This window comes from Massilia sp. UYP34, assembly GCF_056279385.1.
Window position 1 is genome coordinate 1 of record NZ_JBWBRF010000034.1, and the last position, 15,580, is coordinate 15,580.

The window sequence follows — 15,580 nt, forward strand, 5'->3', positions numbered from 1 at the left end:
ATCTTGAATTCCTCTGTGTACCGCTTACCGCTCATATCTTCTCCTTGTGCCCGATATTATGGCTCAGGAGTGTCTACGATAGTCGTGGCGATTCAGTCAATCCTAGCCGAACAAGGCGAAGGTTAGAAGCTCCACATCAGCTATCGTGAGTGCTGTCCGAGGTGAACAGGAAGATTGCCTTGTCGAACCTAGCGTTGCTCTTATTATGAACTGAACGCACATACCTGAAATGTCGCTTCAAGCGACACTCGTTGACTACTACTCAACGGCGAAGGAATCCGTGCGTCTCTGATAAAATCTAAGCGCTAGGACAATTTACTTGGGAAGTAACTTTACCCGACCGTCTTTTCCCTCTGCGGCCCTTCGTCCGTGCGGTATGGCGACAACTCGGCCATCTCGGCCTTCACGTGAAGTTGCGCCCTTCGGAACGCACACGACGCGTCCATCCCGACCCTCCCGAGAGGTACCGCCATGCTTGATCGCCACAACTCGACCGTCGCTTCCTTCCCTCGATGTGCCACCAGGCGGAACCGCCACCACGCGTCCATCGCGTCCCTCACGAGACGTGTAGCCAGAGGGTACTTTTACTTTTTTATGATCGCTGCCGGTTCGATATCGATCTGCCATAAGGTCTTCTCCTAAAGTGGTATTTAGTCGAAACCTAATGCAATTTCGCAACTCGGCCGCGGCGACGTGACTAGCGAAGAAAAGACGTCGGTGCAAGAACCTCTACCGATAGGCTTGTCCCTAAAATCGCTTGGTACACCGTACGTTCAATTTCAGCCCGATCGTGAGATCTCCAGACGTAGCAAAGAGCTGCATTTCGGGTTAACGAGGCTCCTGTCCTAGTATCGTTCGTTACCAGTCTTCCATCTGACGCTCGTAAGACATAATTCGTGTCCATATCTCCTCTGCTTAGTTAGGCATTTCCTTTAGTGAGGTCCGCAGACTAAGCCCCTTTCAAACAAAAATCAAGCCAAAGCTCATACGAATAAAAGGAGCGGGCATTCAACCATATTGCGAGTCCGTGCTAGACACTGAACAACGCGAATCACGCGACTTCAATTCCTTCTGCACGTGCCTTACTTAATATCTCTAACAAGACCAAGCTCTGTTTTTCCGTAGGAATCTTCTTCGGAATTTGCGTCGCAATGCTAAGAACGCCTGCCTCTTTGGGGGTCACAAGCTGCTTTCTTGAAAGTACACTGGATAGATGCGCCCATTGCAACGCAGGAATATTAAGTACCTGCTTCTGAGCATCAATGCCGTTATCAATCTTTTGGGTTCTTTTTGCCGATTGAGCGTCAACGGCGACCTCATCTGCAGAGATGAGTTCCCCCCAGAACTCAGCTGGCAGGCTCGCTTCAATTTCAGGAATCCGCGTCTGAATTCTTGACCAGCAAGCGTCCTTTTTGCACCACTCTGATATATTGGATACGCCAGCTGTAGGTTGTGTGATGTCATCGTTCACAACCTTCGAGATTGCGCCCAAGGTACTTTCCAAAACCTTATTAATCCCTTGATTATTCCAAATGCGCAGAAAGTCCAATGCGCTATCTCGACGCCTGCTAATCTCGCTCAGCACGGCAATCGAGTAAGCAACAACGTTTGCGCGATAACCCCCGTTATACCAAGGCTGTTCAGAAACTAGTTTCTCGGTTGCGCGGAATATCAACCCCCGCGCAATGGCACGTCTATAGTAAAACTCATTAAAGTCGTCCGAAGATTTTTCCCATTCCTTGCCAATCCTCTGCGCATACTTCGCAAAATTCTTTTGTGCGCCGAGATTGACCCATTTCGGATGCTCGTCCCACACGTTCTCGAATTTTGCTAAATCGGTTTTGGTGAACATCTGAAATTTTGGATGTGCCGTCTTAAAACGTTTTTGATCGGCCGCAGTAAGGTTGTTTTGCGCATCGGCATACTGTCCTCTAGCACGCTCATAAAACCATTTCGTTTCCCGAATTGCGCCTGGCAGCGCTGGGGCCCATATGCGCCTCGAGTATTCCTCGATTCGTATGTGAAAGGGATGATTCGAGAAGAAGTCGGCAGCATTAACCTTGTTCTGGGTATTGGCATATTCCGAAATCTTGGGCACTATAATTTCGCTGTCATTACTGTCGATAACAGACAATTTCATCTGAACAAAAATTTGACCAAGCGCAGCCTTATCCCGGCGGCGTGTATGGAAAAGCGATGCAGTCGTTTGCCCACCGTTCACAATCTGAAGATCAACAATTCTTTTGATCTGCATCCCCGTATCTGCGCTAATCGTCTCGACACTTTGGGCAGTGGCAGTAATACCGTTGTTGTACGCAAAAAACATGCTTGGCTCGTTCAATATCGTACTTCGTATGCCTTGATTAACGGAGCCTCGTGCCTGGAGAAATGTCCTTACATTCTGTTCGAGAAGCCGTGCCCCAAATCTTTCGTATAAATCGGAAAGAATTTCTGCTGGCATAACGATCAGGTAAGACTGGTAAGCGTTCAATCCTAAATGAGCGGGCAAACAAGAAATGCCGGCACCGAACATTTCGATGAAATCTAAATTCAGAGCTTCTTTATGTCCGCGAGAGGTTCGTTGCCGGTAGAGGCGCGAGATGTCCCATATATGAAAACTTGTCAAGATGCCTGTCGTTTCGCCGTCGGGCAAATCTTGAACCTTGTCGCTAATCGTCCGCTCGGAAACAAGTATCACATTGATTTTGCGAATTAAATCTTTTCGATCAACGATTTGCCTAGCTAGGCCGTATTCTGGTGACGTGACTTCAAGCTCGCTCGCTAGGTTCTTATTCACGCTAGCTTCAAAGAAATTGGCTACACGTTTAAATGCAGCCTCTAAGTCGGTCTTTGTAAGGGTCTGCAGTTCGTTTCGACAGTCGAAATCCGCTACGAACAGATCGAGAGTTCCTTCGTCGTTGAACCAATAGCCGTCTACACGCATTCCACGCTGGGCTCGATAGTGGCAAAACTCAAAACCGTCTACAAATCCAGTTTCAATAAACTCCGATGTAACGGCGTCCATGAAAGCTGCAAGTTGGAAAGTGCTCTTTGCTTCAGCATCAATCAATATTTCTCGGCGAAATTCCTCGAAAAATTCCTCTTTTGAAATCTCCACTTATGACCTCTCCAAGATCAGCGAATCTGAACACATGTACGCCTTAATAGATTCAAGTTTAATTTCATAAGAAAGCCGGGTGATACCTTGGGGTAGGCCAGATCGCACAAGCTTCGGAAAGCCTTCCAACACTTGATAACACTGAGAGTTGCTCACGACAAATCTGGGGGTGTCATATTCAGGCAGTGGAATGTAGCCAAAGGAAGATAGTTTTTCTGAAAATGCTTCAAGCGCTTTATCGTCTGTTAACTCCAACTCAATTATCCGGATTATGTCGTTCAAAGAGTTTGCATGATCGGAATCAGGCATGTCGCTGAGTTTATATATCATCAAAAAAAGATTGCTGGACAGTGTCTCAAGCTGATCTTCAGACGAAATCCTTACGCTGTTGCGTTCCCTCCCACTAACTGACTTTATCTCAACAGCGGTATCACCAAAAATAAAGTCTTGATGAACACTGTCAATTCCGCACCAAGCGTCCAACGCCGCAATTTCTGATAGGCGCCGGGTATAGAGTGAACGCAGGAACTGAAGCTCTGCAAACAAGCCTTGTATCTCTTCAGCCGACAATAGCCTTAGTTTCCGCCCAGCGAGAAACGCTTTCCAGCGCTTAATATGAACAAGGACGACTGATAGCGCAACGGAGGCATCGGAGACCGGAACAAGACTGGCGATGAGTGTCTTGCAAAGCCCGAAGAACAAGTCTCGATCTACGTGCTTCTCTAACGTTAGAATAAGACGCTGTTTGAATGGAACCTCACCATTTCGGAGGTCCACGGTAATTCCATGCAGAGTTATCACGTCATTACGAAACTGTGTGCTGTGATCCCCATCTAGCTCGATAATTAGAAGGCAGTTACCCTGCACGTTCTTACCCCAAAAAATAGGAATGGCGGCTGTTCCAGCTACTTTCCGCACATTAAAGTCTGCTTTGGGGCTGCCAATATCGTCCCATGGCGTTTCGCTACTCGTCATAGTCGTCTTCATCATCTGGGTCGTCGTTGAGCGATCCAGCCATTTGTTCCAGCCATACCTTATTGGCTACGATCTCAACTTCAGTGCCAAAAAGACCGCCAGGGAAGCTTACGCCAAACGCTGGAATACGCTGATCAATTGACTCGTTCCCCTTGGGACAGAGAGCGTGCAACATCAGCAATGGTTTGTTCCTAGCAATGCGGAAATGATAATCTGCAGGGTTTGCGCTTGTGTTACTCGTATCTTTCGACGCCTCATTTACGGCTTGTGCGAGCTCAGTCTCGCCCAAGCCAAGTGCTTCGTCCCCTCGACTTGCAACCCTGTAGCCATTTAAACGCCAGCTATCCGTCGTGAAATTCTCAAATTTCCGTTGCTGCGTTCCGAGCCTATAGGTGCTTGCGGCCGAGGTCGTGTCACCAATCGAAATCAGCAAGACATCACTTAAACCAAATCTGTCAGTAATTGCGGCAAGGTACTGAAGCAACAATGCCTTTTGTAGTTCGAAACCCTTGTGAACTTTGAAACGAGTAATAAATTTTTCAATTTCTGACGTGGCGACGTCTTGAATAAACCAACCTTTATCCGTTGCAACAACTTTGCCGCCGAAGCCTCGCCGCCAAAACTCTTCAATAAGCTCATCATTGAATTGGTTAACTGGCGACTTAGTTGGCAGAAGCGTACTCTCGACAAGCTTCCCAGTAAGATTTTGTTTTACTATAATTTTTTTGCCACTACGCATTTTATTGGCCGCAGTGATCAGGAGGCTATCCGGATGAGCCTGAACATAAAGACCGAAATCTTTCGGGCTCATCTTATCCCGGCGCATTCGCGTGATTTGCAGCCTCAGCTCATCGGATGCGTTCGCAATGTATGAATACCAATCAATAGATTCCTGCGGTAAATGCACTCGGCAAAGATCTTCAAATCCAAGACGGTACCCAAACCATCGGCCCATTTGCATGAGAGTATCGTACATCTTTGTATTTCGATACATGTAGCTTATGGTGAGGCCCTCAATCGTTAGGCCTCGGGAAAGGCTGAGCCCGCCAATGGCAACCGCTGTAAGACCGATGCCATCTCTTTCATATTTTTTGTAATCAAGCACCTCGTCGCTTTTACTGTTTATGACGTATATGCGGAGGTGATCAAATACGCTGTTCAGCGCTTTCTTTACAGTGTGCCATTCAAAGCCGCAGTCTGAGAATTCCTTATCGAATGCGCTTTTAAGCCCGGTCATGTATTCGTTTTTGTTCGACACCTCCTCGGGCATCATATAGTTAGCCTTGACGGCCTCGCGAATTCTTTTCTCGCGCAAGCTTACAAAATCCCTAACGACCTTTTGTGTCGCCATAAAACGCGATATGTTAATCAGCATGGAGCAGTGTTTTTTTTCCTGCCCACGCAGATTTCGGATCGCCCGCGCTACTATGAATTGATCGAAGGCGGCGTAGAGGCTTGGGGGAAGCTCTAGCAGAGCGTCGTCCTTTTTATGTGAAAAAGGAAGGTATTTCTCGCAATCATTTATCGGGCAGAGAATTCTCGCACTTGACTTTTCTTCCAAGAATACTTTTTCAGGCCCGAAGTAAGTGTTTGGCGCGTCAAGCGAGTAGATGAAATCTCTAGGGAAGAGCTCTTCTCGAACGTCTTCATCGTAGGCTTCAGGGTTAATGAAGATGTTCGCGAATGGGGTGGCGGTGTATCCGACATAGCACGACTTTTCGAACAGGCCGAGGATGCGTCGTATCATGGAATTCGTACGTGTCGGACTGACGTCTTCCTTATTCGTATTAATGGAGGCGTTATCAGCTTCATCGTCGATGAGGAGCATTGGTACGTCTGATATTCGGCCATCACCTTTCGCGTTCAATTCTTTTAACCACTTATGCAGTGCGTCAAGCGTCGTGACATTTTTCTTGATTACCAATATTATTGGTTTGCTAAAATCATTAATTTTCCAGCCGCTTTTTGCGGCTGTATTCTTGTTGAAGTCCTCGTTTATGTTGGTAAGGGTTGCTGGATGCGGAAATTTTCCATATGTCCCTACTCCGATCGGAACCCGGTTTTCAGGGTCGCTAGACCTGCCGATAAAGCCTTCATCGACTCTTTCTTGCGTTTGCTTTCGGAGGTTATTGTGAATGCCTGCAATTACAATAATGAATTTGTATCCGGCATCAGCAGCCTTCCCAATAACACCCATGTAGTTCGCTGTCTTACCTGATTGGACGTGGCCGATCACTAGACCTCTACGATTCCAAGATCCATCGCTCGTTGGGTCTTGAAGATGCGAAAGTATCTTCAGGCCAACGTCGCTCAAAGAGCGGACAAGCGTCGGTTGCCATTTTTCCGAAATAAGATATTTTTCATATGCGTCGGAATACGTCCATTCAATTTCTGTGCGTTTATAGACCCACTCGTCGTCATGATTCGCTTCGATATTAACTAGCGACACTCCTGCGCCCATACGTGTGTCTATCGCTACCATTGCTTCTTCGATAGCGCTCCGCAAGTCGCCTTCATAATCGAATACGACTGCTAATTGCTTTGCTTTGGCCTCGACTTCTTCTTTCGTGGGCGGATCTGACTTTCGGAGAAGCGCAGCGATCAGCGAACTCACAAAGCCTTTGTCCATCTCCATATGGTTTATCGTATTCATGCAAAGCTCTCGCGAATGAATTGTTCTGCCAGTTCCATATTGTTCTCGAAAAGTTTCGTGGATTTCAAAATTTCACGGAATGTTCGCTTGTCCGCTGCGGTACTGCCAGTAATCACTTGCCTTAGAGCTAACAGCCTGTCCATGAATAGATTATCGTCAGGTAGGAGCTGCCTTATTTCGCGAGGGTTAGTTGAGTAGTCAGAATAAATCATCTCAATCGGCAAGGCCGTTGCTACCATTTCCATAAGAAGCCTCAACTGTTGTTTTCCGTCGCTGTCTAGGCGCTCGCCTAGACCCTGTAGAACAGGATGCTCAGAGTTAACTACGTAGCGGACATAGCCGTGGTCCGCGTAGCGTTCCCAAATCGGTGCAGTATTTTCTTCAAAGAGCTTCTGCCCTCTACCGCGATGTACTCTCGTGCTCCGGGTAGATACTTGGGAAATTATTTGGCGTAGTCGTTCGCGGACAGGATGGGGAGGGCGTGCACGCGACTTCTTTATATCGATGGTCCATGATTCGTCAAGGCTGTTTGGGAAGTCTATTTGCACCCGAGCCAGTTTGGTCGACTCTCCCTTAGGTATCAATCTGAACCAATCTCCCCAAGCCATCAGGCGGCCGTTTCGATAGATATAGGCGCCCTGGTTGGAGATAAAATCACTTCGGTTTTGATAGAAGTCGTATTCGCGTGTTGATAGCCGGCTGTGGTGGGGAAGAATATATGGCTGCAATTGAACCGCAACTTCTCCGATATAAACTACTTCTTGGGGCAAAATTTGAGTTGCAGCGTTATTCCGACAAAATGGGTCGAAAGGCTGTATTGAATGGCCGTTAATGGAAATGGAGATCTTCTTTCGGCCTTTTAGTTCACCGGATAGATATCGATGAAATACTAGTGAAAGATGCTTTTCTAGTACGTCGAGTTTTTCGTTGACTATTTCGTCACGGCGACCGCCAATTTGATCTTCAAGCATGCGATCTAATTCTGCCCAGATTATTACAGTCCCATCCCCCGATAGCATTCTACTTTGAGGAAAATCTGATGTTTCTGTATCGTCGAGGATGGAAAGAATCCAGTCATCTCGAGCATCGATTTTATCCAAGCTCCACGTGGCGCCGCTGAGGCACGCGTTCTTCGCACTGATTACGGTTAAGGAACGGCACTGTGAGAACGAAGCAGTTTTTAGACCGAGACCAAATCTGCCCAAGTCGCGTGGTGATCGTTTCTGTTTCGGATTTGCGGTGCCATGTCGCATTGCGTCCACGATCTCGTCTTCGTTCATACCCCAACCGTTGTCTACAACCGCGAGTGTTGGCGAAGCTCCTGTAACGTCGCAGACTATGGAAATATCGGTTGCGTTAGCAGAAATGCTATTGTCGACCAAGTCGGCGACAGCTGTTTCGAGCGAGTACCCTAGGTCTCGCATGGACGCGGAGAGGCAGGCAGCGCTCGGTGGGAGGTGATGATCGCGAGCCATTTGTTGCCGCTCCTTGTTGACTGTGCACTTCGATGACTGTTTGGGGATTCGGCCCCAATAGTGTTACCAAGCAATTATACCCGGCATGCAGCCTGTCCGGCAGCATCACTTACATGTCACGGTGAGCGATTTGAATGGGTGACTTGTAGAGCGGCCGGAGCGGCAGAGCTGGATCTACTTGTGTTGCATCGTATGGTCGAGCGGCTCTGCGGCAGGTTGCCAGAGTGAGCCGCTCGGTAAGTGGAGGACAGTCAGACAAGGACGTTCTTCACTAAGCTGGCTATTCGATTCGCTAGTAGTGGGGGGACGGCATTTCCGACCTGATGAAACTGCTCAGTTCGGTTGCCCATAAAGAAGTAGTTGTCAGGAAAAGTTTGCAACCGGGCGGCCTCGCGAACAGTCAAGCTACGGCATTGCGTCGCATCGGGGTGGATAAAATAGTGACCGTCTTTAGCGATATGGCTAGTGATAGTTGTAGAGTGGGCCCCATATCGTTGTACCTTGAACCTGTCAGCGAACTTGCCTGTTTCCCAGTTATCGTGATCGGGGCGCAAGCCAGATAGGTCAAACTGTTGATGCCCTTTTGGTGAAAAGCCTCGCAGCTCTGCAAACGTTGCGGCGTATGCGTATCTTCGAAGATCGCCTGTCATATGGGCACGTGCCTCATGATTTAGCCATTTATTCAGATTCGGGTCCAAATACCACTCCCTGAGTTCAAGCGGTAAGACGCTGTCGCCGGCACCAGAAAATCGATTGCTGCCGGTTTCTAAGTTATATTTAACTCCAAACGCAGACGACAGCAGCGCACAACTTAAGTCTGCGTCACCCTTTGCGTTTGCTTCAGCCGCCAGTGAGCGGAGATGATCGATCACAGTATTTGCCCATACGGAGCTTGAGTCTTGTTCGCGGGTTAGACTACTCCTGAGGGCTGGAAGGCCACTTAGCACGTCTTCCACAAGGTGAGATGGGACATTCTTGCTAAGTCGACCTGCCCGCACATTGATGTCGGATCGAATTCCTAAAAGGATTACCCTATGCCTAGCTTGGGGCAGCCCGTGCTCTTCTGCTTTGATTATGAAGTCCCTTGGGTCAATCGAGCTTACGTCCATTCCCTTTTCGAACGTCGTATCAGTCACTAACGAACAGATTTTATATCCGAAGTTTGATGGCGCCTCCCCAAGCGCTGCTCCTGGATCACATAGGTCCTTGAGGATGTGATGAAAGATTTTTTCACCATCAACTTTTGCGGAAAGAATTCCTTTAACGTTTTCCATCACGAAAACAGCGGGGCGACGGCTTCGGATGATTCTCAGGTACTCTTTGTAGAGGAAGTGACGATGATCTTCTTCGGCCTTGTAGCCAGCCTTGCCGAGATTTCGTGAACGGCCTACCAGCGAATACGCTTGACAAGGTGGGCCACCGATGAGAACACATTCTTCGTCTGCACTTAGGAGACTGTCTAGTATGGCGTCTAGCTCATCATTGTCTGACGGCTTGCCAAGCTCGAACTGGCGGGCCTCACGTTGCGCCTCCTCCCAAGCAGCCTCCGTCACGCTGTCGTATGGGGAAGGCGCATCGCCATTGCAAAAGCGATAGTAGCGACGGGCATCGCGTGGGTTGTGCCTTACACGCCGAAAGTAGCTGCGGAGCGACAGGGTCTTATGAGCGGAGGTTTCCATCTCAGCTGATACGATAATCTTGAAAGCCCGACCGTCGTCTAGAGATGAGAAGCCCTCACCTAGGCCGCCAGGTCCTGCAAATAAATCAATAATTGGTATAGTCATCACGAATACAGTTAGGCGCACTCACCGAGTGGCCTGTTGAAGCAAATTGGGAACAAATGATAGATATTGTAGATAAATTGGTACGATCACGAATGATGGCGGCAAATAAAGCTAAAAACACTAAGCCGGAATTGTTGCTCAGACGGTTCTTACATGGGAAGGGCTTTCGCTACAGAATCCACGTTCGCAGCTTACCAGGTTCACCCGATTTAGTGTTGGCAAAGTACAACTTAGTGATTTTTGTACACGGCTGTTTCTGGCATCAACATGCCGGATGCCGTTTTGCCACGACTCCAGACGAGCGGCGTGAGGAGTGGCAGGCGAAATTTGCAGGGACCCTGGCACGAGACGCTCAGCATATTACAGCGTTGCGTCAAGGCGGGTGGCGGGTATTCTTAATATGGGAGTGCGGCTTGACAAAAGGCCAGGCGGGCCAGTCCTTAGAACGGCTTCCAGAGGCAGTCAGGGACGCCTCTCTGGACTTCATCAGTTGGCCCGAGCCTGCTGTAGGGTTGAGCAAGCGCTCAACATGAAGGGCGAGCCTCGGTTCAGCCGTCATCAGGCGGAACTAACATACACGGGTTGCCGTTGAGTCGAAACGCATCAGCATGTAGGTAGTGTAGTGTTGCTCTACCCAGTGACATACCTAGTCGTCCGTTACGTAAGTACTGAATTTCACTTATTGGCGAAGCTGGCGCGCAAGCAGCCGCTTGCAGTGTCAATCTGGGAGTCCAACTCACCGGCGGCTACTGCCGCCTTGAGCATATCGAGCGTAGGGATCAGTTCGGCCATGGTGCCGACTTCGATTGCGCTCTTGCCCTTCGCAAGCTCAAGAACCTTCGCCCCATACTTTACGATCAGGCAGACCTTGCCGCTGTCTGCGGTAAACCACCATGCCTTGATACGTTTAGGAGCCTCCACGCGGCGCACGTCGCCAGTCTCGCGGTCTTTCACTTTCCGGGTGTGCATGGGCGCATAAGTCTTACCTTCCTGTGCGCCCTTCGCCAGCTCTGTTTGTTCCCAAATTTTCGCAATCAGACGATTACGACGTTTAACAACAGGAGGGATATCAGAAGGACGTTTTGCAGATACCAGTTTCAGCGAAGTCAGTGTGTTCATTTGTTTGCCTCATCAGTTAATTAGTACACCAATGATGCAGTCGCGTTATCACCTAATCAACTATTTTTCATAGCTTTCGAATTGCTCATGTTTAGTGGTGTTTTCGCCCTGTGACATACGGTGCCCTACCTGCGATATATCGGTTTGCTTGCGCAATTTTGTCATAAGACAAAAAGTCACGCCGTATCGCAGTGACCTCGCACGACCGCCAAATTTCGCGGTCATTTCTTATACTCTATATCTGGGTAAATTCACTTCTGATTCAGATATCTTTCTTCATATCTGAATGCAACGCGAAGGGCTGAGCGAGCAGCGAAGACCAGCGTCAGCATTCCCTTGCATCGGAGCGAATAGCGAAGAGGCAAGGTGCCGATAGGCAAAAAGACGAAGTCGGCAAAGATGACTAACGAATTTAGTCAGAGAAGTGGCTACCCAATTCAATGGGTACTGGAATTTGAATGCGCATATGTTCAGGACAAACATCTGTTGCTTGAAGCACCAGAGCATCAACAGCGCATACCGTCTTTGCTTCGCGACAGATGGCTTGCTTGTTTCTGCGTATTGCATATGACGTGGTTTAGCAGGAAAAAAATTTACTCAAGATTATTCTTAACCCTCGCTGTGGTTAAGATCATTTTCCGCATCATGCAACACCCTCGCTTATCGTATGCCTCGCTGTTGGCTCCGCTTAGTCTATGCACCCGGTTTTTACGTGAGTGGTCGTTGCTGCTGTGGTCCCAGTACCGCTAAGTTGTCCTGGCAGCTTTCAGTCGTTGCGACTGTGGCGCTATTGCGTTATCAGTATCAGTGCCTTATCTAAGGGCAGCCGGCTTTTCTAACGTGTGAGCCTTGTGGAGATCGGTGGTTTGTGGCTGATTGTAATCTTGCTCTTGTAACTATATTTAGCTCCATGTGAGGATACAGGAACCAAAGGAAATAGCAATTATCTTTGTTTATTGGCTAAGTCCCTGAATCTTCTAGATTCTTCTCCCGATTAGTCTTGCGTTGATTTCCCAAACCAAAGAATGCATCCTCCGCTCCGTGGTTTTCTTATATTTTCAGGAGTTGATGATGGCGCAAGCAAAAACCTTATCGGAAAAAGAGTTGAAGCGCGTGCTTGCGCACATCGCCATCGGTAAGCATGCTGCACGTAACAGGGCGATGTTGCTGATTACACATTGGGCAGGTTTGCGAGTAGGGGAGGTAGCTGCGCTGTTGATTGGCGACGTGCTTGCAACTGATGGGTCGATCAAGTCGGAAATTCGATTGTTGCCTGAACAAACGAAGGGACGCCATGCGCGCACGGTATTTGTTGGGGAGCGTCTTCGCAAGGAGCTGACCGTGTACATCGCCACGCTGAAGAATCCAACACCAGAGAAGCCACTGTTTTACACCCAGAAGCGGCTTGGTTTCACGGCGAACACAATGTGCCAACACTTCCATTGGCTGTACAAACAAGCCAATATTGATGGAGCCAGCAGTCATTCCGGACGGCGCACGTTCATTACCAATCTTGCTAATAAGGGCGTCGGGGTGCGCGTGCTGATGGCATTGGCTGGGCACCGGAACATATCGACCACCCAGGTGTATATTGACGTTAACGACGAAATGCAACGTGCTGCTGTCGATTTAGTCTAACTGCGAGTGTCACTTTAACCGACACTTCACAGTTTCTATGCTCGCTTCGGACGCGCCGTCAAAATTTCCAAGCGAATGACGTGAAAATGGTCGCGATTGCACTTGGGTTTCTAGTGGCTCTGAATAATGTAGTCGCCAAATTTCAGGGTAAATATCGCGGCGTCGGACGCGACAACTTCTGAAATTACGAAAACGAAAATTCCTTTCGGCGAACGCACCATTTGCCGATACTCGAATTCGGTTGTAACTTTTATCTCCATTTCGCAATTATCTGCATACTTCCATACTTCCATAATTCGAGAAAATGTGTTTCTCCGATGCAAGTGGGTCCATCAATAGTGGAAATCAAATTAAATGCAATGGGATCAGGCTCCGTACAAATTCCGTTAACCATGAATTCATAGACGTATTCGCCATTACATGTTCTCCGATATTCTCTAATAAATCTCATTCCGTTTCTCTCCATTTGATTGCATCTATATTTATTTTGGATAGCTAGCTGCCGAATTGGTGTAGGGTGCTGTGCAAAGGCGCGCTGCGTCGCTGAGGTAGTCGGAAGCGCGGCTATTGGGTTGTCGTCTGAACCGACAACCCAACATTTTCTATTGTTCTGCCGCCGGCTCCTGACCGTCGCCCGGTTAGCTCGTCACAGCGGAATTCACCACGGATTTATCTTCGAGCAGATCAGGGTGCAACTCGGTAGGGCAAGAATCTTTCTGCGGTATATAGAACGTTACTTTTCCATTCCTGCGAGCGATTGCAATTGGTAGCCAGGTACCTTCGCTTGGAATCAATTCCTTCAATTCGTCCGGTGAATGCTCAAAGAGAAAAGACGTTAGGGGCGTCCATGACGCGGCCAGCGAAGTATCAAACAAGGTCTTCAGGTTGCCTTTGTGCCTATTTTGAGCGCGCTGTTGCTCTGAATTTTTTTGTTCCTGCTCGCACTCAAAATTATCGATTTCGGTTTTGATTTTGTTAAGACCGCCAAGCTCTCTCACCCAATCCCCGAACGTCTTCTCTGTTTGGTCTTCGTTATGTGCACGGATAAGAACCTTTGCGTCGGCTGAGGCTTGTCTCCGGTCTGACTGGCGAAAAAGCTTCGAGAGTAGGTGGAACTCAGTGGTTTGTTTGTTGCGACCTTTCAAGCCATTAGCTTTACATTGCTCATACAGTTCATCCATAAGTATGCTGCTTACTTCTGGTGTCGTGTCGTCAAAGTACGCTCGCCGAACGCCGAGGATTTTTGCCAACCCGTTAATAGCTTTTTCTTGGACCTTCCCGTGATATTTGTCTATTGTCTCATCAAGGTTTTTTCCTGAGCTATAAATTTCGCTAAGCTGTTCTCGAAAAAAGGGGAGGACTTTTTCTTTATCAAAAACTGGGCGGGTAAACGTTGAAGTGGTAGATTGGGTTAGGTTCGTTTGGTGTTTCGGTTGAGCTTGTTGTTCGGATTGCTGCGCGGATTTTATGCCGCTATTGGATTCAGAAAATGCATCGACATCTACCGTGGTCGTCGCATCAATATGGGCGATTTCGTTCGAAGCAATCGAACCTGATTGATCCATTTCGCGGAATTTAATAACATTCCATTTATTGAACTGATTCAATTTAGCTATGGATGCGTTATTGTCAATATAAGACGCATTGATTCTGGTGGTTGTTGTCATCATGAAATCCTTTATGTCGTTGGGTTGGTTTACGTAATGTCGTTCACGCTAGCGTTCTGTGCGTGTGCTGCTCAACGACAGTGCTATCTTAGGTTCGCTAGCTGATATAATCTCTAACTACAATTCAGACCACGATTCTGGTTAGTGTTTTTTAGACATGAATAAAGACCGAGAAAGCGACCGACTGGCTCGTTTGATGTTGTTAAGCCAACAGAAATACGGGATTTCTGTTCAGGAGGACTGGCGTCACGAGAGCTTTTTTCGGTTTTTACAGATAAGTCCCAGCTATCATCTCGCGCACCAAGTAGCAACGGGGGGAGTCCAGGATTTGGCAAATGTCGGGCACGTTCCGCGCGACTTTCTTGACGTGGTAAAGACTTACGAGGCCTTTGGGGACGTTTGGCAGACTGATTTCTGGAATTGGTGGGTGAAGCGTGCCCAGTATCAGTTTGGTCTGCGGTGCCCGCCGAGAGTTCATAGGTTTGCAACACTACAGCCCGGTGCTGAGGCGAATCAGCAGAGCTTATACGAGGCGCAAGCTTGCCTTGATCAGTACTTCTCTGCCGATCGACTTGCGGAAGGGAAGCCGGGCAGTCTTGTGGTTGCAGTTCCCTTACATGCTGATCGCGCGACAATCTTGCGCGAAGTGTCGAAGCTGATGGACGAGGCTGAGCATGAAGCGGGACCGGATGCGGATTCTGGGCAGTTCAAATTTCTAGTGAACAAAATTCGTCGGCAGACACTCGATGAGGCGCGACGGGTTGCGTGGGCCAGAGCGGCTGCGCCGAAGCAGCCCCTGTATGTGATAGGAAATCGAGTAGGGATCGCGGCTGCGTATATCACGGAAGAGGGCGCGAAGGCACCAAAAGACAATAGGCGTGATCTGATGGTGATCGTCACAAGTCGGCACCTCAAGCGTGCGCTTGTCTTTTCGGAAAACGCAGCGCGCGGAAGATTTCCTTGTTCTGACGAGGTGGATAGTATCGCTTTCGATTTCAATAAGCTACGGTCCACCATCATTGCCTACCGAAACTGGATAAAGGCGGAGCTTGCTCGCCTTAAGGCCACCTCGAATAACCCGCTCTCGGCGTGAGCAGAGCCAGGCGAAACGTGAGTCCGCGCTCCAGCATCGCTCAGTAGCGTGATTTTCA

The 15,580-nt window shown here is 48.5% G+C and carries 10 protein-coding genes; 3 read left to right on the forward strand and 7 right to left on the reverse strand.

Translation table 11 applies throughout. The features are described from left to right. Positions 1-1,051: 1,051 nt before the first annotated feature. The 5 genes from ACZ9AQ_RS23575 to ACZ9AQ_RS23595 all read right to left on the reverse strand — a co-directional run bounded on the left by ACZ9AQ_RS23575 (position 1,052) and on the right by ACZ9AQ_RS23595 (position 10,005). Positions 1,052-3,118 (reverse strand): AIPR family protein, encoded by a 2,067-nt coding sequence (locus tag ACZ9AQ_RS23575; protein WP_429207149.1) that lies wholly within the window; start codon positions 3,116-3,118, stop codon positions 1,052-1,054. Further along, positions 3,119-4,093, reverse strand: coding sequence for a PD-(D/E)XK motif protein (locus tag ACZ9AQ_RS23580; RefSeq protein ID WP_429207151.1), 975 nt, complete (start codon positions 4,091-4,093; stop codon positions 3,119-3,121). Further along, positions 4,083-6,746, reverse strand: a complete 2,664-nt coding sequence (locus tag ACZ9AQ_RS23585; RefSeq protein WP_429207153.1) for a Z1 domain-containing protein — start codon at positions 6,744-6,746, stop codon at positions 4,083-4,085. The genes ACZ9AQ_RS23580 and ACZ9AQ_RS23585 overlap by 11 nt, the downstream gene beginning before the upstream one ends. Next, positions 6,743-8,221, reverse strand: a complete 1,479-nt coding sequence (locus tag ACZ9AQ_RS23590) for an ATP-binding protein (protein WP_429207154.1) — start codon at positions 8,219-8,221, stop codon at positions 6,743-6,745. The genes ACZ9AQ_RS23585 and ACZ9AQ_RS23590 overlap by 4 nt, the downstream gene beginning before the upstream one ends. A gap of 251 nt (positions 8,222-8,472) precedes the next feature. Continuing rightward, on the reverse strand, positions 8,473-10,005 hold the full coding sequence (locus ACZ9AQ_RS23595) for a DNA cytosine methyltransferase (protein ID WP_429207156.1): 1,533 nt from the start codon (positions 10,003-10,005) through the stop codon (positions 8,473-8,475). A 95-nt stretch (positions 10,006-10,100) separates the two neighbouring features. Between ACZ9AQ_RS23595 and ACZ9AQ_RS23600 the strand changes: the two genes are divergently transcribed. Continuing rightward, positions 10,101-10,538, forward strand: a complete 438-nt coding sequence (locus ACZ9AQ_RS23600; protein WP_429207163.1) for a very short patch repair endonuclease — start codon at positions 10,101-10,103, stop codon at positions 10,536-10,538. Positions 10,539-10,680: 142 nt separating this feature from the next. On the opposite strand, the gene ACZ9AQ_RS23605 is transcribed toward ACZ9AQ_RS23600, so the two are convergent. Continuing rightward, positions 10,681-11,124: a DUF6641 family protein gene (locus tag ACZ9AQ_RS23605; protein WP_429207158.1), complete on the reverse strand. Its 444-nt coding sequence runs from the start codon at positions 11,122-11,124 to the stop codon at positions 10,681-10,683. Between the two features lie 1,071 nt (positions 11,125-12,195). Between ACZ9AQ_RS23605 and ACZ9AQ_RS23610 the strand changes: the two genes are divergently transcribed. Beyond that, positions 12,196-12,762: a tyrosine-type recombinase/integrase gene (locus tag ACZ9AQ_RS23610; protein WP_429207165.1), complete on the forward strand. Its 567-nt coding sequence runs from the start codon at positions 12,196-12,198 to the stop codon at positions 12,760-12,762. 638 nt (positions 12,763-13,400) lie between these two features. On the opposite strand, the gene ACZ9AQ_RS23615 is transcribed toward ACZ9AQ_RS23610, so the two are convergent. Continuing rightward, on the reverse strand, positions 13,401-14,429 hold the full coding sequence (locus ACZ9AQ_RS23615) for a hypothetical protein (RefSeq protein ID WP_429207160.1): 1,029 nt from the start codon (positions 14,427-14,429) through the stop codon (positions 13,401-13,403). A gap of 157 nt (positions 14,430-14,586) precedes the next feature. Here ACZ9AQ_RS23615 and ACZ9AQ_RS23620 point away from each other — a divergent pair, with 157 nt between their 5' ends. Next, on the forward strand, positions 14,587-15,522 hold the full coding sequence (locus ACZ9AQ_RS23620) for a hypothetical protein (protein ID WP_429207161.1): 936 nt from the start codon (positions 14,587-14,589) through the stop codon (positions 15,520-15,522). Positions 15,523-15,580: the final 58 nt, after the last annotated feature.

Coding starts and splice junctions, on each gene's coding strand:
- ACZ9AQ_RS23580 (WP_429207151.1), bottom strand. CDS start 4,093: ATGACGAGTAGCGAAACGCCATGGGACGATATTGGCAGCCCCAAAGCA.
- ACZ9AQ_RS23585 (WP_429207153.1), bottom strand. CDS start 6,746: ATGAATACGATAAACCATATGGAGATGGACAAAGGCTTTGTGAGTTCG.
- ACZ9AQ_RS23590 (WP_429207154.1), bottom strand. CDS start 8,221: ATGGCTCGCGATCATCACCTCCCACCGAGCGCTGCCTGCCTCTCCGCG.
- ACZ9AQ_RS23595 (WP_429207156.1), bottom strand. CDS start 10,005: ATGACTATACCAATTATTGATTTATTTGCAGGACCTGGCGGCCTAGGT.
- ACZ9AQ_RS23600 (WP_429207163.1), top strand. CDS start 10,101: ATGGCGGCAAATAAAGCTAAAAACACTAAGCCGGAATTGTTGCTCAGA.
- ACZ9AQ_RS23605 (WP_429207158.1), bottom strand. CDS start 11,124: ATGAACACACTGACTTCGCTGAAACTGGTATCTGCAAAACGTCCTTCT.
- ACZ9AQ_RS23610 (WP_429207165.1), top strand. CDS start 12,196: ATGGCGCAAGCAAAAACCTTATCGGAAAAAGAGTTGAAGCGCGTGCTT.
- ACZ9AQ_RS23615 (WP_429207160.1), bottom strand. CDS start 14,429: ATGACAACAACCACCAGAATCAATGCGTCTTATATTGACAATAACGCA.
- ACZ9AQ_RS23620 (WP_429207161.1), top strand. CDS start 14,587: ATGAATAAAGACCGAGAAAGCGACCGACTGGCTCGTTTGATGTTGTTA.